At 63.8% G+C, this 23,755-nt stretch carries 24 protein-coding genes; 14 read left to right on the forward strand and 10 right to left on the reverse strand.

The genetic code is table 11. The features are described from left to right. The first annotated feature begins 72 nt into the window (after nucleotides 1-72). Nucleotides 73-879, forward strand: a complete 807-nt coding sequence (locus RRX38_RS02055; protein WP_315961291.1) for a Suppressor of fused protein (SUFU) — start codon at nucleotides 73-75, stop codon at nucleotides 877-879. 306 nt (nucleotides 880-1,185) lie between these two features. Further along, nucleotides 1,186-3,339 carry a TonB-dependent siderophore receptor gene (locus tag RRX38_RS02060; protein ID WP_315961292.1) on the forward strand — a complete coding sequence of 718 codons (2,154 nt, stop codon included), beginning with the start codon at nucleotides 1,186-1,188 and terminating at the stop codon, nucleotides 3,337-3,339. Between the two features lie 160 nt (nucleotides 3,340-3,499). On the opposite strand, the gene RRX38_RS02065 is transcribed toward RRX38_RS02060, so the two are convergent. Continuing rightward, complete coding sequence (locus tag RRX38_RS02065) at nucleotides 3,500-4,366, reverse strand: LysR family transcriptional regulator (RefSeq protein WP_315961293.1); 867 nt, start codon at nucleotides 4,364-4,366, stop codon at nucleotides 3,500-3,502. A 99-nt stretch (nucleotides 4,367-4,465) separates the two neighbouring features. On the opposite strand from RRX38_RS02065, the gene RRX38_RS02070 reads away from it, so the two are divergent. The 3 genes from RRX38_RS02070 to catA are packed head-to-tail and all read left to right on the forward strand — an operon-like array spanning nucleotide 4,466 to nucleotide 6,895. Next, nucleotides 4,466-5,590: a muconate cycloisomerase family protein gene (locus RRX38_RS02070; RefSeq protein ID WP_315961294.1), complete on the forward strand. Its 1,125-nt coding sequence runs from the start codon at nucleotides 4,466-4,468 to the stop codon at nucleotides 5,588-5,590. Between the two features lie 24 nt (nucleotides 5,591-5,614). Further along, nucleotides 5,615-5,905, forward strand: a complete 291-nt coding sequence (catC, locus tag RRX38_RS02075; RefSeq protein ID WP_295477892.1) for a muconolactone Delta-isomerase — start codon at nucleotides 5,615-5,617, stop codon at nucleotides 5,903-5,905. A 60-nt stretch (nucleotides 5,906-5,965) separates the two neighbouring features. After that, nucleotides 5,966-6,895, forward strand: coding sequence for a catechol 1,2-dioxygenase (catA, locus tag RRX38_RS02080; protein ID WP_295477895.1), 930 nt, complete (start codon nucleotides 5,966-5,968; stop codon nucleotides 6,893-6,895). A gap of 285 nt (nucleotides 6,896-7,180) precedes the next feature. Here catA and RRX38_RS02085 read toward each other — a convergent pair whose 3' ends face one another. Together RRX38_RS02085 and RRX38_RS02090 are read right to left on the reverse strand one after the other, a co-directional pair. Beyond that, nucleotides 7,181-8,809: a phosphoethanolamine--lipid A transferase gene (locus RRX38_RS02085; RefSeq protein WP_315961295.1), complete on the reverse strand. Its 1,629-nt coding sequence runs from the start codon at nucleotides 8,807-8,809 to the stop codon at nucleotides 7,181-7,183. A 184-nt stretch (nucleotides 8,810-8,993) separates the two neighbouring features. Beyond that, a complete protein-coding gene (locus RRX38_RS02090) occupies nucleotides 8,994-9,680 on the reverse strand; it encodes a response regulator transcription factor (RefSeq protein ID WP_295477900.1) in 687 nt (228 codons plus the stop codon). 247 nt (nucleotides 9,681-9,927) lie between these two features. Here RRX38_RS02090 and RRX38_RS02095 point away from each other — a divergent pair, with 247 nt between their 5' ends. Continuing rightward, nucleotides 9,928-10,662: a phosphatase PAP2 family protein gene (locus RRX38_RS02095; protein WP_315961296.1), complete on the forward strand. Its 735-nt coding sequence runs from the start codon at nucleotides 9,928-9,930 to the stop codon at nucleotides 10,660-10,662. Here RRX38_RS02095 and RRX38_RS02100 read toward each other — a convergent pair. Next, the gene (locus tag RRX38_RS02100) at nucleotides 10,652-11,569 is read right to left on the reverse strand and encodes a LysR substrate-binding domain-containing protein (RefSeq protein WP_315961297.1); all 918 of its coding nucleotides are present in this window, start codon (nucleotides 11,567-11,569) and stop codon (nucleotides 10,652-10,654) included. The genes RRX38_RS02095 and RRX38_RS02100 overlap by 11 nt on opposite strands. A 184-nt stretch (nucleotides 11,570-11,753) precedes the next feature. Between RRX38_RS02100 and RRX38_RS02105 the strand changes: the two genes are divergently transcribed. The 6 genes from RRX38_RS02105 (at nucleotide 11,754) to RRX38_RS02130 (ending at nucleotide 16,772) form a co-directional block, all read left to right on the forward strand. After that, nucleotides 11,754-12,503, forward strand: coding sequence for an SDR family NAD(P)-dependent oxidoreductase (locus tag RRX38_RS02105; RefSeq protein WP_315961298.1), 750 nt, complete (start codon nucleotides 11,754-11,756; stop codon nucleotides 12,501-12,503). A 148-nt stretch (nucleotides 12,504-12,651) separates the two neighbouring features. Further along, nucleotides 12,652-13,950, forward strand: a complete 1,299-nt coding sequence (locus tag RRX38_RS02110; RefSeq protein WP_295477912.1) for an MFS transporter — start codon at nucleotides 12,652-12,654, stop codon at nucleotides 13,948-13,950. Nucleotides 13,951-13,966: 16 nt separating this feature from the next. Then, complete coding sequence (locus RRX38_RS02115) at nucleotides 13,967-14,815, forward strand: transketolase (protein ID WP_315961299.1); 849 nt, start codon at nucleotides 13,967-13,969, stop codon at nucleotides 14,813-14,815. Beyond that, complete coding sequence (locus RRX38_RS02120) at nucleotides 14,812-15,825, forward strand: transketolase family protein (protein ID WP_315961300.1); 1,014 nt, start codon at nucleotides 14,812-14,814, stop codon at nucleotides 15,823-15,825. The genes RRX38_RS02115 and RRX38_RS02120 overlap by 4 nt, the downstream gene beginning before the upstream one ends. Before the next feature lie 267 nt (nucleotides 15,826-16,092). Continuing rightward, the gene (locus RRX38_RS02125) at nucleotides 16,093-16,584 is read left to right on the forward strand and encodes a GNAT family N-acetyltransferase (protein WP_315961301.1); all 492 of its coding nucleotides are present in this window, start codon (nucleotides 16,093-16,095) and stop codon (nucleotides 16,582-16,584) included. A 59-nt stretch (nucleotides 16,585-16,643) separates the two neighbouring features. Continuing rightward, nucleotides 16,644-16,772 carry a hypothetical protein gene (locus RRX38_RS02130; RefSeq protein WP_315961302.1) on the forward strand — a complete coding sequence of 43 codons (129 nt, stop codon included), beginning with the start codon at nucleotides 16,644-16,646 and terminating at the stop codon, nucleotides 16,770-16,772. Between the two features lie 36 nt (nucleotides 16,773-16,808). On the opposite strand, the gene RRX38_RS02135 is transcribed toward RRX38_RS02130, so the two are convergent. Both RRX38_RS02135 and RRX38_RS02140 read right to left on the reverse strand, forming a co-directional pair. Next, nucleotides 16,809-17,324 carry a GAF domain-containing protein gene (locus RRX38_RS02135; protein ID WP_315961303.1) on the reverse strand — a complete coding sequence of 172 codons (516 nt, stop codon included), beginning with the start codon at nucleotides 17,322-17,324 and terminating at the stop codon, nucleotides 16,809-16,811. A 314-nt stretch (nucleotides 17,325-17,638) separates the two neighbouring features. Beyond that, nucleotides 17,639-18,544 (reverse strand): LysR family transcriptional regulator, encoded by a 906-nt coding sequence (locus RRX38_RS02140; protein WP_315961304.1) that lies wholly within the window; start codon nucleotides 18,542-18,544, stop codon nucleotides 17,639-17,641. A 111-nt stretch (nucleotides 18,545-18,655) separates the two neighbouring features. Here RRX38_RS02140 and RRX38_RS02145 point away from each other — a divergent pair, with 111 nt between their 5' ends. Both RRX38_RS02145 and RRX38_RS02150 read left to right on the forward strand, forming a co-directional pair. Continuing rightward, nucleotides 18,656-19,096: a VOC family protein gene (locus RRX38_RS02145; protein ID WP_295477932.1), complete on the forward strand. Its 441-nt coding sequence runs from the start codon at nucleotides 18,656-18,658 to the stop codon at nucleotides 19,094-19,096. Further along, nucleotides 19,093-19,680, forward strand: coding sequence for a glutathione S-transferase family protein (locus tag RRX38_RS02150; protein WP_295477935.1), 588 nt, complete (start codon nucleotides 19,093-19,095; stop codon nucleotides 19,678-19,680). Before RRX38_RS02145 ends, RRX38_RS02150 begins: the two co-directional genes overlap by 4 nt. A 10-nt stretch (nucleotides 19,681-19,690) precedes the next feature. Here RRX38_RS02150 and RRX38_RS02155 read toward each other — a convergent pair whose 3' ends face one another. From RRX38_RS02155 to RRX38_RS02170, 4 genes are read right to left on the reverse strand one after another with little or no spacing between them, the layout of a single operon-like run. Further along, the gene (locus RRX38_RS02155) at nucleotides 19,691-21,301 is read right to left on the reverse strand and encodes a gamma-glutamyltransferase family protein (protein ID WP_315961305.1); all 1,611 of its coding nucleotides are present in this window, start codon (nucleotides 21,299-21,301) and stop codon (nucleotides 19,691-19,693) included. Then, the gene (locus RRX38_RS02160; protein WP_315961306.1) at nucleotides 21,295-22,092 is read right to left on the reverse strand and encodes an amino acid ABC transporter ATP-binding protein; all 798 of its coding nucleotides are present in this window, start codon (nucleotides 22,090-22,092) and stop codon (nucleotides 21,295-21,297) included. The genes RRX38_RS02155 and RRX38_RS02160 overlap by 7 nt, the downstream gene beginning before the upstream one ends. A 1-nt stretch (nucleotide 22,093) precedes the next feature. Continuing rightward, entirely contained in the window at nucleotides 22,094-22,864 is a 771-nt protein-coding gene (locus RRX38_RS02165; protein ID WP_315961307.1) for an amino acid ABC transporter permease, read from the reverse strand. A 12-nt stretch (nucleotides 22,865-22,876) separates the two neighbouring features. Then, nucleotides 22,877-23,683 carry an ABC transporter substrate-binding protein gene (locus RRX38_RS02170; protein ID WP_295477947.1) on the reverse strand — a complete coding sequence of 269 codons (807 nt, stop codon included), beginning with the start codon at nucleotides 23,681-23,683 and terminating at the stop codon, nucleotides 22,877-22,879. Nucleotides 23,684-23,755: the final 72 nt, after the last annotated feature.

The raw sequence follows: 23,755 nt of genomic DNA on the forward strand, positions 1-23,755 counted from the left end.
TGGCAATCTGAACAATAGCGGCGCTGTAGCGTCTCAGTGGACAGGTCGTTCCAGCTTCCAGCCAGGTCATGCATGAAATTTCTCTCCCGCCTGTTTTCCCGCAAGAAATCTCCAGCTCCGTTGCCGGCGGCCACGGATTTGGCCAATGACGCTTCCCAGGATGCCGAAACGCTGCAACAGGCAGTGCGTCAGGCCGGTCATGAGCGTATGGATCGCCACTGGCGTTCGGTGGGGCAACTGGAAAGCGATGTGCTGACCTACCTGATCAGCCCCGGGCTCAGTGGTAGCGCGCAGTGGCCGAGTACCCGCCAAGCGTATCGGGTGGTGCGCCGGGGCGAATCGCTGCTGCTGGCCACCGATGGTCTCTCTGATCCGTTCGACGGTGTGGAAGGCATGGGCAACGGCTTCGAAATGGAACTGTTCCTGGAGACGTCGGACCTGCCCGAGACGATGCGCGGCGAAGCCGGGCAGGTGGATGCCCTGAAGGGCAGTTGGGCCTTCGAGCTGCTCGAACACGTGGCCAGTACCGTGGCGGATGCTGGCGGTATTACCCATCAGCTGGAGCAGTACGGCGTGCTGTCGCTGGAGCTGCCGGGGGTCAGCCAGTCGCGCAGCATCGCCGCGCAGGTACCGGCGCGTTTCGTCAGCGCTGACGACTGCATTGGTGTATTGCTGGGTGGTCCGGGGCCGGATTTCCCGACCCGGCTGGAGGATATGCCGCTGTCGCCGGTGACATTGGTGCCGGTGGTGTTGATCACCGCCGCCGAGCTGGACTACGTGCGAGCCGGCGGCGGCGCAGCACGCGCCCAACTGGTGGCGCGCCTGGCGGGGGCGGGCGTGCTGGGCACCAGCTCGCTGCAGCGCGACAGCGTGGTCTGAGCGCTGCGCCAGGCCTGTGTCGATCGACGAATATGTTTCAATTTGATGCGAAGCGAGCTGTGCCGAAGGCCAACGCAGCCCGCGCATTTCGTGCCTCGCAGCGAAGCGACGGCTCTGGCGCGGGCACAAAGCGAGTGTCGTGAACTGCACAAACAGTTATGCAAGTAAAAATCATTATCATTAGCGACATTGATTGGTGATAGATTCCTGCCCCTCCGAACGCTGCGCCCGGCCTCCCGGCGATAGGGCTTCTGACCCGACCCCGCCTAGGCCGCAGTCCTTCATGCTCTTGCAGGAATCTTTCCGATGTCTCGTCTTGTCTTTCCCGCCCTGGCGGGTGTCATCGCCCTGAGTGCGCCCGCCTGGGTCATTGCTGCGTCCCAAGGCTCTGCGGGGGCCTTGACCCTCGACACCCTCAACATCAATGCCGAACAGGCCGGCCTGGACGCGGCAACCACCGAAGGCACCCATTCCTACACCACCGGTTCGATGAGCACCGCCACCAAGCTGCCCTTGTCGATTCGCGAGACACCCCAGTCGGTCAGCGTCATCACCCGGCAACGCATCGAAGACCAGGGCATGAATGACCTCAATGACCTGGTCAAGTACGCGCCGGGCATCACCCTGCGCAAGTATGGTTCCGACCGGCTGGAGTATCTGTCGCGGGGCTTCAAGATCGACAACCTGATGTACGACGGTCTACCGACCACTGTGGGCGGTTTTACCCAGGACACCATTTCTGCGGCCGACCTGGCGATGTACGACCGTATCGAGGTGGTACGCGGCGCCACGGGCCTGATGACCGGTGCTGGCAGCCCGGCGGCGACCCTCAATCTGGTCCGCAAGCGGCCCACCGCCACCCCGCAGGTCAGTGTCACCGCCAGCGCCGGTAGCTGGGACCGCTACCGCCTGGAAGTGGACGCCGCCAACAAGCTCAACGACGCCGGCACCCTGCGTGGCCGCGTGGTCACCGCCTACGAAACCAAGAACAGTTTCCAGGACGTGCGCGAAAACGAGCGCCAGCTGTTCTACGGGGTGATCGAGGCCGATCTGTCCGAGGCCACCACCTGGACGCTGGGCGCGTCCAAGCAGCGTGACGACAACACCTCCGACTGGGGCAGCCTGCCCAGCGGGCCGAACGGCGAAGACCTGCACCTGTCGCGCTCGACCTTCCTGAGCAACGACTGGTCGTACTGGGACAAGGACAACTACACGCTGTTCTCCGACATCACCCATCGTTTCGACAACGGCTGGACCGCCAAGCTGGCGGGGCAGAAGATCTGGGCCGAGGCCGATACCTTCTCCAGCTACCTGGGCTACAACGGTCCGACCCTGGAGCAATACTCCGGCCAGTACTTCAACACCGATGACCAGACCAACCTGGATGCGTCGCTGTCCGGGCCGTTCCAGCTGCTCGGGCGTGAACACGAGCTGGTGTTCGGCGCCAGCCGCCGTGAAGAGAAATTCGACCAGGCTGGTGGCTGGTGGGGGCAGGGCACGCCGATCGACCCCTACAACTTCGATCACCACATCGCCAAGCCGTCGTCCGGCAACCGCAACCCTTACGCCGGGCGCAACACCAGTATCGAGAAGAGTGTCTACGCTGCGGCGCGGCTCAACCCCATCGACCCGCTGCACGTGATTCTGGGCAGCCGCCTGAGCTGGTACGACTATGAGAACCGCGTTAGCGGCGATACCTACAAGGTCACCCAGGAAGTCACGCCCTACGCCGGGGTGATCTACGACCTGAACGACACCTACTCGGTGTACGCCAGCTACACGCAGATCTTCAAACCGCAGAGCGAGCAGAATGCCAGCGGCTCGGTGCTCGACCCGATGACCGGGGAGAGCTACGAGGTGGGGATCAAGGGCGAATACTTCGACGGCGGCCTGAACGCGTCCCTTGCAGTATTCGACATGACGCAGGAAAACCGCGCCTACGCCCTGACCAACCAGCCGGCCACCTGCCTGTCGCAGAACCGCACCTGCTACGAGGCCGCCGGTGAAGTGCGCAGCCGTGGCATCGATGCCGAGCTGAGCGGCGCACTGACCCCCGACTGGCAATTCAGCGCCTCCTACACCTACGTGCTCAGCCAGTACGTCAAGGACGCCAACCTGCGCAACGAGGGCCGCCTGTTCGCGCCCAACCAGCCCAAGCACCTGTTCAAGGCCGCCACCAGCTACCACCTGGGCGGCAGCCTGGAGAAATGGCGCGTGGGTGCCGATGTGTTCGCACAAAGCGAAACCTTCAACCGCGTGGGCAGCGGCTACGCCACCCAGGATGCCTACGCCGTGGTCGGCCTGATGGCCGGCTACCGCTTCGACGAACACTGGGATGCGCGGGTCAACCTCAACAACCTGTTCGACGAGAAGTACTGGCAGGGCATTCCAACGGGTTCGGGCAGTGGCGTGTACGGCGACCCGCGCAACCTGATGGTCTCGCTGAAGTGGACGCTGTGACGAGGGCCCGGTTTCGGTCGGTGTGCCTGTCTCTGATGCGTGGGCACTTGGTGGGACCGGCTTCAGCCGGGATGATTTCGCGGCTGAAAGCCGTTGCTGCAAACCGAAACCGGCTTTAGCCGACATGAAGCCGCTCTGATTTGAAAGGGCTTTGCCTTTTTCACATCTCCCGCACCTCGCGCAGGCACTGGCGCAGCAGTTCCGAGCTGTCGCCCTGGCGGTAGCTGATGACGATGGGCGAGGTGGCGTGGCTGTCGAGCAGTTCGGTGTAGCCGATGTCGTCGCGGTGCAGGCGCTGCACCGAAGCGGGCACCAGGGTGATGCCGATGCCGGCGGCGACCAGGCCGATGGCGGTCTGCAGTTCGTTGGCCATCTGCGCCACATGGATGCTCAGGCCCTGGCGGCTGAACAGCCCCAGCACATGATCGGCGTAGCTGGGGCGCGGGTTGCCGGGGTACAGCACGAAGGGCTCTTGGGCCAGTCGTTGCAGGCTCGCCGGGCCGGCCAGCAGCGGGTGGCCGGCAGGCAGGGCGGCCACCAGCGGGTCTTCGCGCAGCACCTCCTGGGTGATGGCCGGGTCATCGAACAGCATGCGCCCGAAGCCGATGTCGATACGCCCGCTCTTCAATGCTTCCACCTGTTGCAGGGTAATCAGCTCCGACAGCCCCAGCTCCACGTCACCGAAGCCTCGCAGGCGGCGGATCAGCTCCGGCAGCTGGCCATACAGGGTCGACGGCGCGAAGCCGATGCCCAGCCAGCGCTTGCTGCCGTTGGCAACCCGGCGGGTATCGTCACTGATACGCTTGAGCTGCTCCAGCAGTTGCGAGGAGTGTTCATAGAAGAAACGCCCGGCCTCGGTGAGGCGCAGCGGGCGGGCGCGCTCCAGCAGCTCTACCCCAAGTTCATCCTCCAGTTGCTGGATCTGCCGGCTCAGCGGCGGCTGGGCGATGTTCAGCTGTTCGGCAGCGCGGGTGAAGTTGAGGGTTTGCGCGACGACCCGGAAATAACGCAAATGTCGCAGTTCCACGATACCTCCTGGGTATGGAGCGAGACTTAATCAATATTGGACCGGCCGGGCGTGCAGGGTCAATCTTGCTGCACGCCCAACCCACAGCCGGATAGCTTCATGAGCGCACCCATAACAATACAAAGCTTCGAGACGCTGATCGTCGACCTGCCGACCATCCGCCCGCACAAGCTGGCCATGCACACCATGCACGGGCAGACCCTGGTGATCCTGCGCATCCGCTGCAGCGATGGCATCGTCGGTATCGGCGAGGCCACCACCATCGGCGGCCTGGCCTACGCCGGGGAGAGCCCGGAAAGCATCAAGATCAATATCGACACCTGGTTCGCGCCCTTGCTGATCGGCCAGGACGCCACCAACCTGAATGCCGCGATGCAGCGCGTCGACCGTGGCATCCGTGGCAACACCTTTGCCCGCAGTGGGGTGGAAACCGCCTTGCTCGATGCCCAGGGCAAGCGCCTGGGCCTGCCAGTGGCCGAAGTGCTCGGCGGCCGTGTGCGTGATGGTGTGGAAGTGGCCTGGACCCTGGCCAGCGGCGACACCGGTCGTGATATCGACGAAGCCGAACAGATGCTCGACCGCCGTCGTCATCGCCACTTCAAGCTGAAGATCGGCGCGGGTGACGTGGCCCGCGACATCGCCCACGTGGCGGCGATCAAGAAGGCCCTGGGCGAGCGTGCCAGCGTGCGCGTGGACATCAACCAGGCCTGGAGCGAGGCCGTGGCCATCAGCGCCAGCCGACGCCTGGCCGAGGCCGGTGTCGAGCTGATCGAACAGCCGCTGTCGCGCTTCGACCGCGCTGGCATGGCACGCCTCAATGCGCACAGCCCGATCCCGCTGATGGCTGACGAAGCCATCGAGTCGGTGCCCGACAGCTTTGCCCTGGCCCAGCTGGGCGTGGCACCGATCTTCGCCCTGAAGATCGCCAAGACCGGCGGCCCGCGTGCGGTACTGCGCACCGCAGCGATTGCCGAGGCGGCCGGTATCGGCCTGTACGGCGGCACCATGCTCGAAGGCAGTGTCGGCACGCTGGCCTCGGCGCATGCCTTCGCCACCCTCGACAAGCTGGAATGGCATACCGAGCTGTTCGGGCCGCTGCTGCTGACCGAGGACATCCTCGTCGAAGCGCCACTGTACCGCGACTTCCAGCTGATGATCCCGACCACGCCAGGCCTGGGCCTGGAGCTGGACGAACAACGCCTGGCGCGCTTCGCCCGCCGCTGAACCTGACCGATAAGGAGCCTCACCATGCTTTTTCACGTGCGCATGACCGTCAAGCTACCGGTCGACATGCCCGCCGAGCAGGCGGCCAAGCTCAAGGCCGATGAAAAGGAGCTGGCCCAGCGCCTGCAGCGCGAAGGCACCTGGCGTCATCTGTGGCGCATTGCGGGCCTGTATGCCAACTTCAGCATTTTCGACGTGCCGGACAACCAGGCCCTGCACGATACCCTGATGCAACTGCCGCTTTACCCGTACATGGATATCGAAGTCACGCCGCTGTGCCGCCATCCGTCGTCGGTGCATGCCGACGACCGCTGAGCCGCCTGGCTCGAAAACACGACCTACGTCTGACAAGAACAATGATGAGGACCCACCACCATGACCGTACGTATCTCCCACACCGCTGAAGTGCAGAAGTTCTTCGAGAACGCTTCGGGCTTCGACCAGGATGCCGGCAACCCGCGCATGAAGACCGTGGTGCACCGTATTCTCACCGACTCGATCAAGATCATCGAAGACCTGCAGATCACCCCGGAAGAGTTCTGGAAAGCGGTGAACTACTTCAACGAGCTGGGCGCCCGCCAGGAAGCCGGCCTGCTGGTGGCCGGCTTGGGTCTGGAGCACTACCTGGACCTGCTGCTGGACGCCGAAGACGAGCAGAATGGTCACGTGGGCGGTACCCCGCGCACCATCGAAGGCCCGCTGTACGTGGCCGGTGCACCGCTGAGCCAGTACGAAGCGCGCCTGGATGACGGCACCGATGCCGGCACGCCGCTGTTCATGCAGGGCCAGGTGCGTGACACCGACGGCCAGCCACTGGCCAACGCCATCGTCGATGTGTGGCATGCCAACACCGCAGGCACCTATTCGTACTTCGACCCGAGCCAGTCGGAATTCAACCTGCGCCGCCGCATCCAGACCGACGCCCAGGGTCGTTACCGTTTTCGCAGCATCGTACCGTCCGGCTACGGCTGCCCGCCGGACGGTCCGACTCAGGGCCTGCTCGATCAGCTGGGTCGCCATGGCCAGCGTCCGGCGCACGTGCATTTCTTCATTTCCGCACCGGGCCATCGGCACCTGACCACGCAGATCAACCTGGAAGGCGACCCCTACCTGCATGACGATTTCGCCTACGCCACCCGTGACGAGCTGATCGCGCAGATCCATTTCAGCGAAGACGCAGCACGTGCGGCGCAGCATGGCGTCAGCGGGCGCTTTGCCGAGATCGAGTTCGACTTCGTGTTGCAGCCAACCGAGCAGCCTGACGAAGAAACACGCCGTGAGCGGGTGAGGGCGCTGGAAGCCTGATTCAGGCCCTTTATCGAGCGCAGCAAAAACGGCACGGCCTCCAGACGGAGGCCGTGCCGTTTTATTTGTGCCGGTGCTTGGCCTGGCCAGCCCACCTCTGCGTGGCTGAAGCCAATACTGGCCAGTTAGACCGTTGGAGCGAGCTTGCTCGCGATCAAGTCGTCAGGTGCCCCGGTGAGGGGGCAGGCTTTGCCTGCTTTTCGCGAGCAAGCTCCAACAGAACGGGATGCGCTTGACCGACAGTATGACGCCTCAATCGATCCCACCCTCACAGTGCCGCATGCTTCAGGCCGACGGCTTGCGGCACGCCGCAAACATGTCCAGCGACTTCTGGTACTCGCTGGTCTTCACGTCCAGCAGGCCCAGCATCGAATGGAACAGGTTGTCCTGGCTCAGCGGCAGGTTGCGGTTGTTCTGCAGGCAGTCGGTGTCGACACCGAACGACTGCCGGTAGCTGGGTGAGAACCACGCCACCATGGGGATATGCCGTTGTTGCTCGGGGGCGACCATGTACGGCGTGCCGTGCAGGAACAGGTTGTACTCGCCCAGCGACTCGCCATGGTCGGACAGGTACAGCATGGCGGTGTCGACCTTGTCCTGGTTGCGGCGCAGGGTATCGATCAGTGTGGCCAGCACGTGGTCGGTGTAGAGCAGCGTGTTGTCATAGCCGTTGATGATGTTTTCCCGCGAGCAGTTGTTCAGCGCATTGCTCTGGCACACCGGGGTGAATTTCTCGAATTCGGCCGGGTAGCGCTTGTAGTACTCGGGACCGTGGCTGCCCATCTGGTGCAGGACCAGCACGGTGTCGTGCTGCAGGTTGTCCAGGCGACTCTGCAGGTCGCGCAGCAGAATCATGTCGCGGCATTCGTGGTTGGCGCACAGCGCCGGGTCCTTGTCGTTGCTCAGGTCCTGGAAGGTCACCCGATCGCAGGTGCCTTTGCAGCCGGCCTGGTTGTCCAGCCACACCACGTCGTAGCCGGCGCGCTTGAGTACGTCGAGCAAGCCTTCCTGGGTGCGGGCGGTGGCGGCGTCGTAACGCTTGCGGCCCAGGTTGGAAAACATGCACGGCACCGACACGGCAGTTTCCGTACCGCACGACCACACGTCACCGAAAGCGATCACATCACCTTCGGCGCGCAACTTGGGCGTGGTGTCGCGGGCGTAACCGAGCAGGCCGAAGTTTTCGGCGCGGGCACTTTCACCCACTACCAGCACGGTCAACGACTTGTGCGGGCGCTGCAGGCTGGCCGGGTCACGCTGCGCATCAGTGGCAGTCGGGCGCAGCGTGGTGCCGGCGGTGGCGACTTGCTCACGCAGGTAACCGTAGGCCGCACCCACCAGGTTGCTGGGCACCACCATCAGGCGCAGTTCGTGGTGGTTGCGAAACAGCGAAGCCAGGCCCTGATAGTTGATCATCGCCATGGCGCCCAGCAGGGCGGCGCAGCCGACGCTCACCAGCGCCTTGCTGAGCAGTTCCGCCGGCCAGCGGCGATAACGGATGGGGGTCTTGTACAGCAGCCAGGAGGGCAATACGCCCAGCAAGACGATGTAGAGGAACAACTTGCCCGACAGCAGGGCCAGGGCTTCGGTCGGATTGGTCTCGGCGACATTGCGGAACATGGCGGCGTCGAAGATCACGCCATATTCATTCATGAAGTAGGCGATGCCCGAACTGAGCATGAACAAGGTGATCAGCACCGGCTTCAACACACCGCGAAAGGCCACCAGGGTCAGCAGAATGTTGAACAGAATCCAGATCAATGCGGCAAACACGATGCCCAGTACAAACCCTGTATGGTCGGGTGCGGTGACCTGGAATACATGCGCCCAGAGTTTCGAGTTGAAACCCAGCAGCAAGTAGAGGCTGGCAAGAACGGTCACGACTTCAGGACGTACGGCCTTGATCTTCAGCATGTCGATTTACTTTCATGAAAGTTGAAATAAGGTGCCCGAGTTGCTGCAGGCGCCCGATATTGCATTACCGCCAGAGCGACGGAAGTATCGAGACTTGTCTGTCGCTCCGGCTACCGAAACATGGCGCCCGACGCGGTTTAATGCGGCGCTGAAAGCATTGGTTCAGGATGTAGAAAGCTTTGGTTCAGCTTGCCGCCGCCTGCGCGGTACAGATCTTGTAACCAAGGCCATGCACGGTGTGCAGCAGTTCGGTATCGAAGGCGCCGTCCAGGGTGCGGCGCAGAATATGGATGTTGCTGCGCAGGCTGCCGCCCTTGGGCATGTCGCTGCCCCACAGCGCCTGCTCCAGCTCCTTGCGCTGCACCAGGTGCGGGCTGCGGCGCATCAGCAGTTCCAGCAGCTTGAGGTGCGTGGGGTTGAGCTTGAGGGGTATGCCACCCCTGGAGACCTCCAGGGTGTCGAGGTCGAAACGTAGGTCGGCCACGCTCAGCACCCGGTTGCCCTGGCCCAGGCGGCGGGTGACGATGGCCTCCAGGCGCGCCAGCACTTCGGTCATGGCAAAGGGTTTGGTCACGTAGTCGTCGGCCCCGGCAGAAAAGCCCACCAGGCGGTCTTCCAGGGTGTCGCGGGCGCTGAGCATCAGAATGGTGACGTCCGAGCGCGAGTGCTGGCGCAGGCTGTGGCAGATACGGTTGCCGTCGATGCCCGGCAGCATGATGTCGAGGATGATCGCGTCGAAAGGCTTTGTGGCAGCCAGGTGCAGGCCACTCAGGCCGTCCAGCGCGCCTTCGACCTGATGCCCCTTGAGCTGCAGGAACTCCACCAGGTTGTCATGGATATCGCGGTTGTCTTCGATGACTAGAATATTCATTGTTGCTCGTTCTATGCACAGGTCGCCGTTATTGCAACAGCGGTCGTTCTTGAGTTGGCAACAGTGACTCTAGACCACCAACGGTTCGATGAGCGTCAACGGTTTGTGGAAAAAATGTCAACGCCGCTCACGCCGACTGTCGAGAAGCTGAACGAACACTTTTCTCACGACCTATTCACATACAGCGGACCGCAGTAATCGTACACTCCGATTCTTTCCTACCCGGTAATCCAGCGGAGCATCCTGCATGGCCGAAACATCCACGGTCCCGGTTTCACGCCCCTTCAACTTTCGGCTGGCCGCCGGTATTCCCATCGGCATCATGGTGTTGTTGCTGATTTTCGATCCCACCGCCGTGGACTACTTCCTGGCCAACCTGTTCTATGTACCGGGGCAGGGCTTCATCGGCGCCCACAGTTACTGGCTGGAAACCGTATTGCATGACCGCGCCAAGCAGGTGGTCATCATCCTGGCGGTGCTGTTCGCCGTCGGCTTCGCGGCGAGCTGGGTGGTGGCCAGCCTGCGGCCCTGGCGCCGTACCCTGGGTTACATCGTGTTGGCCATGGGGCTGTCGACCGGCATCATCACGCCGCTGAAGAACCTTACCCAGGTGCAGTGCCCCTGGAGCCTGAGCGATTTCGGGGGTGTCGAGACCCACACGCCGCTGCTCAGCCACCGTGCACCCAGCCTCAAGCCGGGGCTGTGCTGGCCGGGCGGGCATGCGGCGACCGGCTTTTCGCTGCTGGCGCTGTTCTTCGCCCTACGTGACCGCAAGCCGCGTGCCGCGCGCGTGGCCTTGGCCGTGGCCCTCGGCCTGGGCGTGCTGTTTTCCTTGGGGCGGATGATGCAGGGCGCGCATTTTCTCTCCCATAACGTCTGGACCCTGCTGATCGACTGGCTGATCTGCCTGGCCTGCTACCGCTGGCTGCTGTACCGCCCGCAACCTGCAGCAGTGCCTGCCGGCGCCGCCGTCAATACCTGAAGTCCTGGCCCAGTTCCTGGCGCATCCATTCCAGGAAGCGCCTGACCCTGGGGAACGCGGCGTGTGCCTTGGGGAATACCAGATGGTGCGCGCTCACCGGCACGCTGAGCCGTTGCGGCTCGATGACCACCAGTTCGCCCCTGGCCAGCAACTCTTTCGCCAGCAGGGTGCTCTCCAGGGCGAAGCCCAAACCCAGGCGCGCCGCCTCCATGGCCATGTACGAACGGTCGAAGCTCAGCGGGTAGGGGCTGTCGGGCCGTGACAGGCCATGCTGGGCGAACCACTGCGGCCAGTTGACCAGCGTGGCCTCCGACAGCACCAGCGGGCTGTGCAGCAGGTCTTCGGGGCCCTGTACCGGATGTTTCGCCAGCAACGTGGGCGAAGCCATCACCGACAGATGTTCATCGGGCACGCTGCGCACTTCCAGGGTCGGCCAGTTGGGCTGGCCGTGGCGGATGTCCACGTCGATCTTGTCGCGGCTGAAATGCAGCGATTCGTAGGAACACGACAGGTTGATCTGGATGTCCGGGTGGCTCTGGCGGAACTGTTCGATACGCGGCATCAGCCACAGGAAGCCGAAGCTGGGCGAGGCGTGCAAGCGCAGGCAATCCAGGCTGCGGTCGCTGGCGGCGCGCTCGGTGGCCACTGCCAGACTGTGCAGCACACCGGATACCTCGGCCAGGTACTGCTCGCCCACCGGGGTCAGGGTCACCCCGCGGGCGTTACGCAGAAACAACTGACGGCCGATCATCGATTCCAGCTTGGCCAATTGATGGCTGACCGCCGACGGCGTGAGGTTCAGCTGTTCGGCCGCGCGGGCCACGTTGCCGTAACGCGCGGTCTGCTCGAAGGCCTGGATAGCCTTGAGCGCAGGCAGGTTGGGCGAGGTGTCGGTGGGGTTGGGCATGGTTTTTCCTGAGCAGGGAGCCTGCGGACGTGAGCGAACAGTAAAGGTGTCGAGCGGATCGAGTGCTGAATTTTTTTCAGTGCTTGCTGAATTTCACGTTATTGCTCAGCTGGGGGGCGGGGCACAAGCTGTTGCCACGATTTGCTGCAAATCGGCTCGATAAAAACAATAGGGAGAACGCCCCATGCTCTTGAAAGACAAGGTTGCAATCATCACTGGCGCGGCCTCGGCACGCGGTATCGGCCGGGCCACTGCTGAAATTTTTGCCCGTCAGGGTGCTCGCGTGGTGATCCTCGACCTCGACGAATCCGCGGCCCGCGATGCCGCCGCTGCCCTCGGCGAGGACCATCTGGGCCTGGCTGCCAACGTTGCCGACCAGGGCCAGGTCCAGCGTGCCGTGGCCGCTGTGCTGGAGCATTACGGGCACATCGACGTGCTGATCAACAACGCCGGCATCACCCAACCCCTGAAGATCCTCGACATCGGTCACAGCGACTACGACAAGGTGCTGGACGTCAGCCTGCGCGGCACGCTGCTGATGTCGCAGGCGGTGATCCCGAGCATGCGCGCCCGCCAGTCCGGCAGCATCGTGTGCATGTCGTCGGTCTCTGCCCAGCGCGGCGGGGGCATCTTCGGCGGCCCGCACTACAGCGCTGCCAAGGCCGGCGTGCTGGGCCTGGCGCGGGCCATGGCCCGGGAACTGGGGCCAGACAGCGTACGGGTCAACTCCATCGCTCCAGGTCTGATCCAGACCGACATCACCGGCGGCCTGATGCAGGACGAGCGTCGCCACGCGATCATCGACGGCATTCCGCTGGGCCGCCTGGGCCAGGCGCAGGATGTCGGCAATGCCGCGCTGTTCCTGGCCAGTGACCTGTCCAGCTACCTCACCGGCATCACCCTGGATGTCAACGGCGGCATGCTGATCCACTGATACGCTCTTGCTGTTCGCTGCTGCCCCGCAGCCTGGCCACGCCACAAGCACATGACCGCCACTGCGTCGCAGCCCACCGGGCAGGGCGTGGTGGCGGCTGCGGCCAGACGCTGCGGGGCGGTCCATAACAATAAAAGAGAAGACCATCATGACTACCCTGTCACTCGAAGCGGCCACCTCCGTGCGCTCCAACGCCTACCGCAAGACCGCATGGCGGCTGATGCCGTTCCTGATGCTCTGCTACCTGTGCGCCTACCTGGACCGGGTCAACGTCGGGTTCGCCAAGCTGCAGATGATGAACGACCTGTCGCTCAGCGAAGCGGTGTATGGCCTGGGCGCCGGCATGTTCTTCATCGGCTATTTCCTGTTCGAAGTACCCAGCAACATCATCCTGCACAAGGTCGGCGCCCGGCGCTGGATCGCCCGCATCATGATCACCTGGGGCATCATCTCGGGGATGTTCGCCTTCGTAGAAACCGCCTGGCAGTTCTACGCGCTGCGCTTTCTGCTGGGTATCGCCGAAGCCGGCCTGGCGCCGGGGCTGCTGCTGTACCTCACCTATTGGTTCCCGTCGTATCGGCGCGCCAAGATGACCGTCCTGTGGTTCGTGGCCATTCCGCTGTCGGGGATGATCGGCGGCCCGCTGTCGGGCTGGATCATGAACGCGTTCGCCGGCGTGCATGGCTGGGCCGGCTGGCAATGGATGTTCGTCATCGAGGCGATTCCTACCGTGGTGGTCGGCCTCATGGTGCTCGGCTACCTGAAGGACGGCGTGCACCAGGCCACCTGGCTGAGCGCCGAGGAAAAGCAGCTGGTGCAGAAAGAGCTGGAAGAAGACAACCGGCAGAAGGTTACCCACGGTTCGGTCGGCGAGTTCATCCGCGACCGCCGCCTGTGGCTGCTGGCTGGCATCTACTTCTGCGTGGTCATGGGCCAGTACGCCATCACCTTCTGGCTGCCGACCCTGATCCGCAATGCCGGCCTGTCCGACCCCTTGCACATCGGCATGATGACCAGCCTGCCGTACCTGTGCGCCATCGTTGCCATGCTGCTGGCCGGGCGCAGTGGCGACAAGCACCAGGAGCGGCGCTGGCATCTGGTGATCCCGATGGTCCTCGGCGCGGCCGGCCTGAGCCTGGCGGCTGTGCTGGGCGGCAACCTGTTGCTGTCGGTGGCCAGCCTGTGCCTGGCGGCGGCGGGCATTCTCTCGGCTTCCTCGTTGTTCTGGATGCTGCCCACCACCTTGCTTGGCGGTGTCTCGGCTGCCGCTGGCATCGCCGCAGTGAACAGCTTCGCCAACCTGGCCGGTTTCTGTTCCCCCTACCTGATCGGCTGGATCACCACCAACACCGGCTCCAGTGCCATCGGCATGTACCTGATCACTGGCGTGCTGCTGTTCGGCGCCACTCTGGTGCTGCGTGTGCCGGCCGCGCTGGTCAATCGTTGATTCAAGGAGTTACGCAATGAGCGCTAACCAATCACCCGCAACTACCGTGAGTCTGGGCGAACGTGCCCATAACATCCGCCGCCATGCCCTGCGCATGGGCCAGGTGCAGGGCCAGGGTTATGTGGGCCAGGCCCTGGGCGCGGCTGACCTGCTGGCCGTGTCCTACTTCCACGCCATGAAGCTGCGCCCCGAAGACCCCGAGTGGGAAGGGCGGGACCGTTTCTACCTGTCCATCGGTCACTACGCCATCGCCCTGTATGCCGCGCTCATCGAGGCTCAGGTCATTCCCCTGGATGAGCTGGAAACCTACGGCACCGACGACAGCCGCCTGCCGATGTCGGGCATGGCGGCCTACACACCGGGCATGGAGATCACCGGTGGTTCGCTCGGCCATGGCCTGGGTATCGCGGTGGGCGCCTGCCTGGGCCTCAAGCGCAAGCAGAGTGAGTCGTTCGTCTACAACCTGCTGTCCGACGGCGAGCTGAACGAGGGCTCGACCTGGGAGGCGGTGATGTCCGCCTCGCACTGGAAGCTCGACAACCTGATCGCCATCGTCGACGTCAACAACCAGCAGGCCGACGGTCACTCCAGCGAAGTGCTGGCCTTCGAACCTATCGTCGACCGCTGGCAGGCGTTCGGCTGGTTCACCCAGCGCGTTGACGGCAACGACATCGAGGCCCTGGTGCGGGCCTTCGATGCTGCACGCCAGCACCCCGACGCGCAGCCGCGGGTGATCATCTGCGACACGCGCATGGGCAAGGGCGTGCCCTTTCTGGAAAGCCGTGAGAAGACCCACTTCATCCGGGTCGACGAACACGAGTGGGACATCGCTTTGGACAATCTTGAGGCTGGGAGAACCGCATGAGTACCGTCAAATCCAACGGCGCCGAGACTGGCAAGAAACGCTTGACCACCTCGGCGATGATCGCCTCGATCGCCGCCGAAGGGCAGCCGACCCGGCCCGCACCCTTTGGTCATGCCCTGGCGGCCCTGGCCGAGCAGCGTCCGGAGATTGTCGGCCTGAGCGCCGACCTGTCGAAGTACACCGACCTGCACATCTTCGCCAAGGCGCACCCGCAGCGCTTCTACCAGATGGGCATGGCCGAGCAGTTGCTGATGAGCGCCGCCGCCGGCATGGCCCGCGAAGGCTGCGTGCCGTTCGCCACCACCTATGCGGTGTTCGCTTCGCGGCGCGCCTATGACTTCATCTGCATGGCCATTGCCGAGGAGAACCTCAACGTCAAGATCGTCTGCGGCCTGCCGGGCCTGACCACCGGCTACGGCCCCAGCCACCAGGCCACCGATGACCTGGCGATTTTCCGCGCCATGCCCAACCTGACCATCGTCGACCCTTGCGATGCGCTGGAGATCGAGCAGGCCACGGTGGCCATCGCCGAGCACCAGGGCCCGGTGTACATGCGCCTGCTGCGCGGCAACGTACCGCTGGTGCTGGACCGCTACGACTACAAGTTCCAGCTCGGCAAGGCCCAGGTGATCCGCCCCGGCAACGAGGTGCTGGTCATCGCTACCGGGTTGATGACCATGCGTGCCCTGGAGGCCGCAGAGAAGCTGCAGGCCGACGACGTGGATGTGGCGGTGCTGCACGTGCCGACCATCAAGCCGCTGGACGAGCAGACAATCCTGGCCGAGGCGCGCAAGCCGGGGCGGCTGGTGGTCACGGCCGAGAACCATTCGATCATTGGCGGCCTGGGCGAAGCGGTGGCCAGCGTGTTGCTGCGCAATGGCGTGACCCCGACCTTCCGGCAGATCGCCTTGCCCGACGCCTTCCTCGACGCCGGCGCGCTGCCGACCCTGCATGATCGCTATGGCATATCCACCGAGGAAGTGGCGCGGCAGATCAAGGGCTGGTTGTAGGACAGTGGCGATACCCACCGGTCTGTACCGATAAATTAGACCGGGTAGGAGCGGCTTCAGCCGCGAAGGGACCGCCTGTTCACAGCCGATGCAGTGAAATTCCTGGCGCTTTCGCGGCTAAAGCCGCTCCCACCGGAACTGTATTGGCCTTAGCCGCGATCAGACCCGCCGCCGACGCCTTATCCTTCATGGGCACCTGAAGAAAATGCAGTACCTGCGGGTTGGTAATTCATTACCATGCCCGCCCAACGATCTTCAGGAGCCCGTATGTCCAACCCCAGCTTTCGCCAAGCCACGCCCGTCGACGCCTTACGGTGCTTCCAGATCGAAACCAGCGCCTATGAAGGCGATGAGGCCGCCACTCTGGAAAAGATCGCCACGCGTATCGCCCAGTACCCGGAAGGCTTTCTGATCCTGGAGGCCGAAGGGCAGGTCATCGGTTTCATCAACGGCGGTTGTGCCCATGAGGTGCAGATGGCCGATGAAGCCTTCAAGGAACTCATCGGCCATGACCCGGCGGCGCCCAACGTGGTGATCATGTCGGTGGTCGTCGACCCGGCCTGGCAAGGTCAGGGTCATGCTTCACGGCTGATGGACGAATACGTGCGGCGCATGCGTGGCCTGGACAAGCGCAGCATCCACCTGATGTGCAAGGAGCGCCACGTTGCACTGTACCAGCGCCTTGGCTACCGCTACGTACGGCCCTCGGCCTCGGATCATGGCGGGATGGCCTGGCATGAGATGCTCATGACCCTGTAATCAGGTTGAACGGCTCGTGCTGCCGGCTGCCCAAGCAGTGAACACTGGAGGGCATCATCATGAGTAACGACAAGCAGCAACGTCCCGAACCACCCAGGCAGGAGGACGTTCCGGCGCATTCCACGGCCAAGGAACGCGAGCGCCTGAAGGATTTCAACAAGGACGGCATTCCGCCCGGCAGTTGCTGAGCGCAAATGGATTGCCTGCCCGGATCGGGCAGGTGGTCAATGATGGATATGGCAGGGCGGGGTGGAGAGCAGACGACCGCTCAGCCGAGCGAATAGGCGCAGCGATTCGATCAGTTCCGGGTCGTTGAGGATGGCCGCCGAATGCGGGGCCGTCGCGCACAGCGAGCCGAACAGTTCACCGTTGGTCAGGTACACCGGGAACGAGATGTAGCAGTCCAGACCAAACTTGACGATGTTCGGGTGATGCTTGTAGTACGGGTCTTGGCTGGCGTGCGGAATAACAAGTTCAGCCTGGTCCCGTAACACCTGAGTGCAAAGCGCAACTTCCTGGGGAATCGCATGTCCGGGTTTGATACCCAGGTGCATTTCATCATTGATGATATAAGCGATCCAATGCTCGTCGGAAAACTTGCCGATGGCAGCAAACTTCAAGCCGGTACGCATCAACACCAGTCGAAGAATTTCCGACAGGCCTTCGATCTCGTTGATGATTTGCAGTTCTGCAAAGTCGAGGTGGCAGGCGGTGGTCGAGAGAGGCTGGCTGGTTGGCATGGGACTACCTCATCACAGCCGTTTTCAGGAAAGGTTCAGCTTGGAATCTATCCGCGGTATCGGCTTTCTGCAAACGATATTTTCAATTCACCGTTTAATTATCTGTCGATTAAGTCGGGTTGGATCCAATGTTGAAAAATGGCGGTTTTTCAATAAGCTGGCGTCAAACTCTTGCTGTATATACACGTATGATTATAAGTATTTCTCTCATTTACGCCGGCGTCGTTAACACACCGCTTTGTAATAGTTGCCTAACTAATTAATTGCCTGATCAGGCCGTTCCACTATGCCCTGTCAAACCCGATGCATTTGCCTCACGGAAAACTTTCGGGGTCGGGAACCTGTGCCTCCAGGCGTGGCGCCGCCCAGTCGATGAAGGTACGCACCCGGGCCGGCAGGGTGCGGGCGTGGGGGTAGACCAGCTGGATGGGCAGGTCCTGAGGTTCGAACTCGCGCAGGACACGCTGCAGCCGGCCATCGGCAAGGGCCGTGCAAGCCTGGTAATGCAGCAGGCGGGTGACACCCAGGCCGTCGATCGCGGCCTGGCGCGCGGCACGTACCTGGTTGGTGGTCAGGCGCGGCTGGATCTCCTGACCGTGCTCGCCATGCGCCTCCTGGAAATACCAGTGCCGGCCCTGGCCGGTGTAGACGATGCAGTCGTGAGCTTCGAGGTCTTGCGGGTGCAGCAACGCCGGGGCTTGCTGCAGGTAGTGCGGGCTGGCGCAGGTGACCAGGCGGGTACGCCCGATGGCCCGCGCCACCAGCGAGGAGTCCGGCAGGCGGCCGATGCGCACCGCTAGGTCGAGGCCCTGGTCGAGCAGGTCGACGATCAGGTCGCTGAAGGTCAGTTCCACACGCATCTGCGGGTGTGCCTTGAGAAACTCGCTGACCAAGGGCGCCAGATGCTGCTGGCCGAACTCCACCGGTGCGGTCAGGCGCAGCAGGCCACCCGGGGTCTGGCGCCGGGCGTCCAGGCGCTGCTGCATGGCATCGAAGTCGGCGAGCATGCGGCGGCTCCACGCCAGGTATTCACTGCCTTCGTCGGTCAGTGCCATGCGTCGGGTGGTGCGGTTGAGCAGGCGCACGCCCAGGTGCTTCTCCAGGGCCGCCAGCGAGCGCACCACGGAGGCCACTGACTGGCCGCTGGCGTCCGCCGCCGAGCTGAGGCTGCCGCTGTCGACGATGCGTACGAAATTGGCCATGGCCTTGAGCCTGTCCATCGGTCCTCGCTATCTGTGCAATGAATGAATAAGTCTTGTCAGGCCCAGGCCATAGGTCCGCGCCGGGCGGTGGGGGACACTGTGTCCATCAACCGCCAAGGAGCCCACCTCATGTTTCCGAACCCCCACCGCGTCAACCCGGCGCGCATCCAGGCCTACGATCATATCGGCATACGGGTCAGCAACAGAACCCGCGCGCTGGCCTTCTACCAGGCCCTGGGTTTCGTCGAAAGCGCGAGCTTTCCCGAGCATGAAGCCAACGAGATGCTCAGCGCCGATGGTGTACGCATCAATCTGATCTTCAACGGCGCACGCCTGCCCGATGCGCACAACGTACTGCTCGATGCGGCCGTGAAGCTGCCGGGCATCACCCACCCGGCGTTCATCGTCGACGACCTGCAGCGCCTGCAGGACTGGCTGGGCGAGCAGGGGATTCGCGTCACTCAGGGCCCACACCGTATCGGGCCACGGCGTATCGCGCTGTTCATCCGCGACCCGGACGGCAACGTCCTGGAGTTCAACCAACTGATTCCCGAAGGAGCCGCTGCATGAAACTCTACGACCTGACCGCCTCAGGCAACTGCTACAAGGTCCGCCTGTTCGCCGCCCTGGCGCACATCGATCTGGAACTGGTCGGCGTGGATCTGGCCGCCGGTGAACATCGCCAGGCGCCATTCCTGGCGCTCAACCCCCTGGGCCAGGTGCCGGTGCTGGTGGATGGTTCGCGGGTACTGCGTGATGCCCAGGCCATTCTGGTGTACCTGGCCGGTGCCTATGGCGGCTTGGCCTGGTGGCCGAGCGAGCCGGCCGCGCAGGCGGAAGTGGTGCAGTGGCTGTCCACCGCCGCCAACGAGGTTCAGCACGGTTTGTGCGCCGCGCGCCTGGTGGACCGCTTTGGCTATGCGCTTGACAAGCAAGTGGCACTGGACAAGGCGCATGCCCTGCTGGCGGTGCTGGACGGACACCTGGCGCAACATGACTGGCTGGCCATCGGCCGGCCGACCATTGCCGATTGCGCGGTGTATCCCTATGTGCTGCTGGCCCCCGAGGGCGGTGTCGACCTCGGCGCCTATCCCCATGTGCAGCGCTGGATGTCGCGCATCCAGGCGCTGCCGGGTTACCTGCCGGCCGAATGAAGCGACCGGCTTAACACACGGCGATGTGCGAGTCGGCACGCGGTTCGGTGCCGCCGCACAGCACCCCGCTGACCGGGTCGCGGACGATGATCTGACCGCGACCGTAGTCCACCGAATCGCAGGCCACTTCGACCTGGTGCCCCATGCCCTGCAGGGCGGCGGCCAGGTCGCGGGAAGCGGCCTGTTCGATGCCCACCTTCATGCCGCCCAGCCACTGCCAGCGCGGCGCGTCCAGCGCGGCCTGCGGGTTGAGGCCGAAGTCCACCAGGTTCATCACCATCTGCACGTGGCCTTGCGGCTGCATGTAGCCCCCCATCACGCCGAACGGCCCGACCGGCTGGCCGTTGTGGCTGATGAAGCCGGGGATGATGGTATGGAAAGTCTTCTTGCCAGGTTGCAGGGTATTGGCGTGGCCAGGGTCCAGGCTGAACTCCTGGCCACGGTTCTGCAGGGCGATGCCGCAGCCGGGCACCACCACCCCAGAGCCGAAGCCGTGGTAGTTGCTCTGGATGAACGACACCATGTTGCCTTCGGCGTCGGCGGTGGCCAGGTACACCGTGCCGCTGGCATGCGGGTCACCGGCTTTGGGCTCCAGCGCGGTATCGCCGATCAGCGCCCGGCGCCGTTGCGTGTAGGCTTCGCCGAGCAGGTCGGCCACTGCCACGCGCATGTGCTCCGGGTCGGTGATGTGATGCAGGCCGTCGCTGTAGGCCAGCTTCAAGGCTTCGATCTGGCGGTGCCAGGTACTCAGGCTGTCGCGATGGTCGAAGTCGAAGCCCTTGAGGATTTGCAGGGTCATCAGCGCCACCAGTCCTTGACCACTGGGCGGGATTTCCCAGACATCGTAGCCACGGTAGTTGACGCTGATCGGCTCGACCCAGCGCGGTTTGTAGCTTTGCAGGTCGCTCTGGCGCAGGTAGCCGCCGCCCTGGCGCGATGCTTCGTCGATGCGTGCGGCCAGGGCCCCACGGTAGAAGCTTTCACAGCCGGTTTCGGCCAGTTCCTTCAGGGTGCGGGCCTGGTCCGGGTTGCGGAACAGCTCGCCGGCCTTGGGCACCTTGCCGTCGATGAGGAAGATGTCGAACCAGGCCTGCATGGCCGGTTCGCGCTTGGCGGAAAAGTCGTTATAGGCGGTCTGCCATTGGCGGGCAACCACCGGCGACAGCGGGAAGCCTTCTTCGGCCAGCGAGATGGCTGGTTGCAGCAGTTCGGCGAACGGCAGGCGCCCGAAGCGCCTGGACAGCTCGGCCCAGGCGGCGGGGCAGCCGGGCACGGTAACCGGGGTCCAGCCATACAGCGGCATGGCCTCGGCACCGCTGGCCCTGACAGCCTCGATGTTCAGTGCCGCCGGGGCGTGCCCGCTGGCGTCCAGGCCGTGCAGCTGGCCCTTGACCCAGACCAGGGCGAAGGCGTCGCCGCCGATGCCGCAGCCGGTGGGCTCGACCACCGTCAGTGCCGCCGCCGTGGCGATGGCGGCATCGATGGCGTTGCCGCCGCGGCGCATGATGTCGATGCCGGCTTCGGCGGCCAGTGGCTGGGAGGCTGCCACCATGCCACGCCTGGCGAAGACGCTCTGGCGTTGCGAGGCATAGGGGTAGCGCTGGGCAGAAAACGTCAGCATGGTGCGTGCTCCGACAGGACGCGGCTGAGAAAGGCGCGCGTGCGTGGATGGCTGGGATTGTTGAAGATCTGTTCGGGGGGGCCTTGTTCGATCAGTTCGCCCTTGTCGAGGACCACCACCCGGTCGGCCACTTCCCGGGCAAAGCCCATTTCGTGGGTCACCACCACCATGGTCATGCCGTCTTCGGCGAGCTGTTTCATCACTTGCAGCACCTCGCCGACGGTTTCCGGGTCGAGGGCGCTGGTCGGTTCGTCGAACAGCATGGCCTGGGGCTTCATGGCCAGGGCGCGGGCGATGGCCACGCGCTGTTGCTGGCCGCCGGAAAGCATCGAAGGGTAATGGTCGGCCTTGTCGGCCAGGCCCACCTGCCTGAGCAGTTCGCGGGCATGCTCGATGGCCGTGCCCTTGCTGACGCCGAGCACCTGGGTCGGCGCCTCGATGATGTTCTCCAGCGCGGTCATGTGCGGGAACAGGTTGAAGCGCTGGAAGACCATGCCGATGTCGCGGCGCTGGCGGGCGATGTTGCGCTCGCTGTCGCGCACGAGGCTGCCGTCGGGGCGTTCGCGGTAGCCCATGGGCTGGCCGTTGACGCGAATACGACCGCTCTGGATGTCTTCGAGCAGGTTGATGCAGCGGATGAAGGTGGTCTTGCCCGAGCCGGAAGCACCGATCAGCACCACCACCTCGCCACGTTGCACTTGCAGGGTCACCCCCTTGAGGATGTCCAGTTCGCCGAAGGCCTTGTGCAGCTCCAGGGCTTCGATGACGTAATCCGTGTTCGTGTCTTGCATCTCAGCGACCTCTCGAAAAGCGTGCAGCGAAACCGCCGAACATGCGCCGCGACGCGCTTTCCTGGCGCCGCTCCGACTGTCCGAAGCGATGCTCCAGCCAGCGCTGGAAGAAGCCCCAGAGGGTGGTCAGCAGCAGGAAGTAGATGGCAACCACCAGGTACAGCTCGAACACCCGGAACGTCGCCGAGGTGATCATCTGCGTGCTCAGCAGCAGCTCCTGCACGCCGATGACGCTGACCAGCGTGGTGTTCTTGAGCATCACGTTGAATTCGTTGCCGATCGGCGGAACGATGATGCGGAAGGCCTGGGGCAGGACGATGCGCTGCATCAGCTTGCCGAAGGTCATGCCCAGCGAGCGACCGGCTTCGTACTGCCCCTTGTCCACCGCGCCGATACCGGCGCGGATGATTTCCGCCATGTAGGCGCCTTCGTTAAGGCCTAGCGCGATGATCGCGGCCTGGATGTTGCCGGGCAGGATGAACAGCCCCAGGTCGATGTCCTGGAAACGGAAAATGCCCCCGGCAGCCAGTGCGGTGTAGAGAAACACGATCTGTACCAGCAATGGCGTGCCGCGCATCAGCCACACGTAGAACCGCACCGGGTACTGCAGCATCGGATTGCTCGACAGGCGCATCAGCGCGGCGATCAGCCCCAGCACCACGCCCAGCGACATCGCCAGCACCGCGATGGCGCAAGTCAGCCACAGCGCGTTGAGGTAGATCCCGCTGGGTTGCAGCAGGTACTGCCAGAAGATTTCCCAATTGAAGTTCATCACCCGTCTCCGTCAGTCGAGCTTGTCGCTAGCAACGTTCCACTTCGCCAGCAGCGCGGTGTAGCTGCCGTCGCTGCGCATGTCGTCGAGGATCTGCTGCACGGCGGCGGACAGTTGCGGATCGGTCTTGCGTACGCCGATGCCGGTGAGGATCTTGCTGAACGCCGGTACGCCTTCCTGGAACAGGTCTGGCGCCATGGCGGCGTAGTAGCCGGCGGTTTCCACCGTGGTGCCGTAGGCATCCACCTGGCTGATGCGCAGGGCCTGGAAGGCGTCGGTATCGGAGTTATAGACCGACAGTTTCATCGGCTCCTTGCCGGCCTTGGTCAGCTGCTCGTTGTGCGCATCGAGCAGGGTCTTGATGGTCGAGCCATTGAGCACGGCGATCTTCTTGCCCGACAGGTCGTCAAGGCTGTTGATGCCCTTGGGGTTGCCCTTGGGGACCACCACCGACTGGCTGGAGTACATGTAGTTGACGATGTCGATCACCTGGCGCCGCTCGGGCTTGTCGAACAGCTGGTCGACGATCAGGTCGCACTGGCTGGCCAGCAGGGCCGGTACCAGGCCGGAGAAGGGAATCACCCGCCAGTCGACTTTCTTGTCGCCCAGGCGCTTGGCGATCTCCGTGCCCAGGTCGATGGCCAGGCCGACCGGTTTCTGCTGGGCATCGAAGGACACCAGCGGCGGCGAGTCCATGCCCGAGCAGTAGGTCAGTTTGTCGGCGGACTTCAGGCGGTCAGGGATGACCGGTGCGGCCGAGGCAGCAGCGCAGGCCAGGGACAGGGATACAGCAGCTGCAAGCGAATACGAAAGGCGCATGATGAAACTCCGTTTTGCTGTGTGTAGGGGTGGGGCAGCATTCAGGGAGACGACTTCGTGGCGGCCCGTGGA

Origin of the sequence: Pseudomonas sp. DTU_2021_1001937_2_SI_NGA_ILE_001 (genome assembly GCF_032463525.1) — a bacterium.
Lineage (GTDB): Bacteria > Pseudomonadota > Gammaproteobacteria > Pseudomonadales > Pseudomonadaceae > Aquipseudomonas.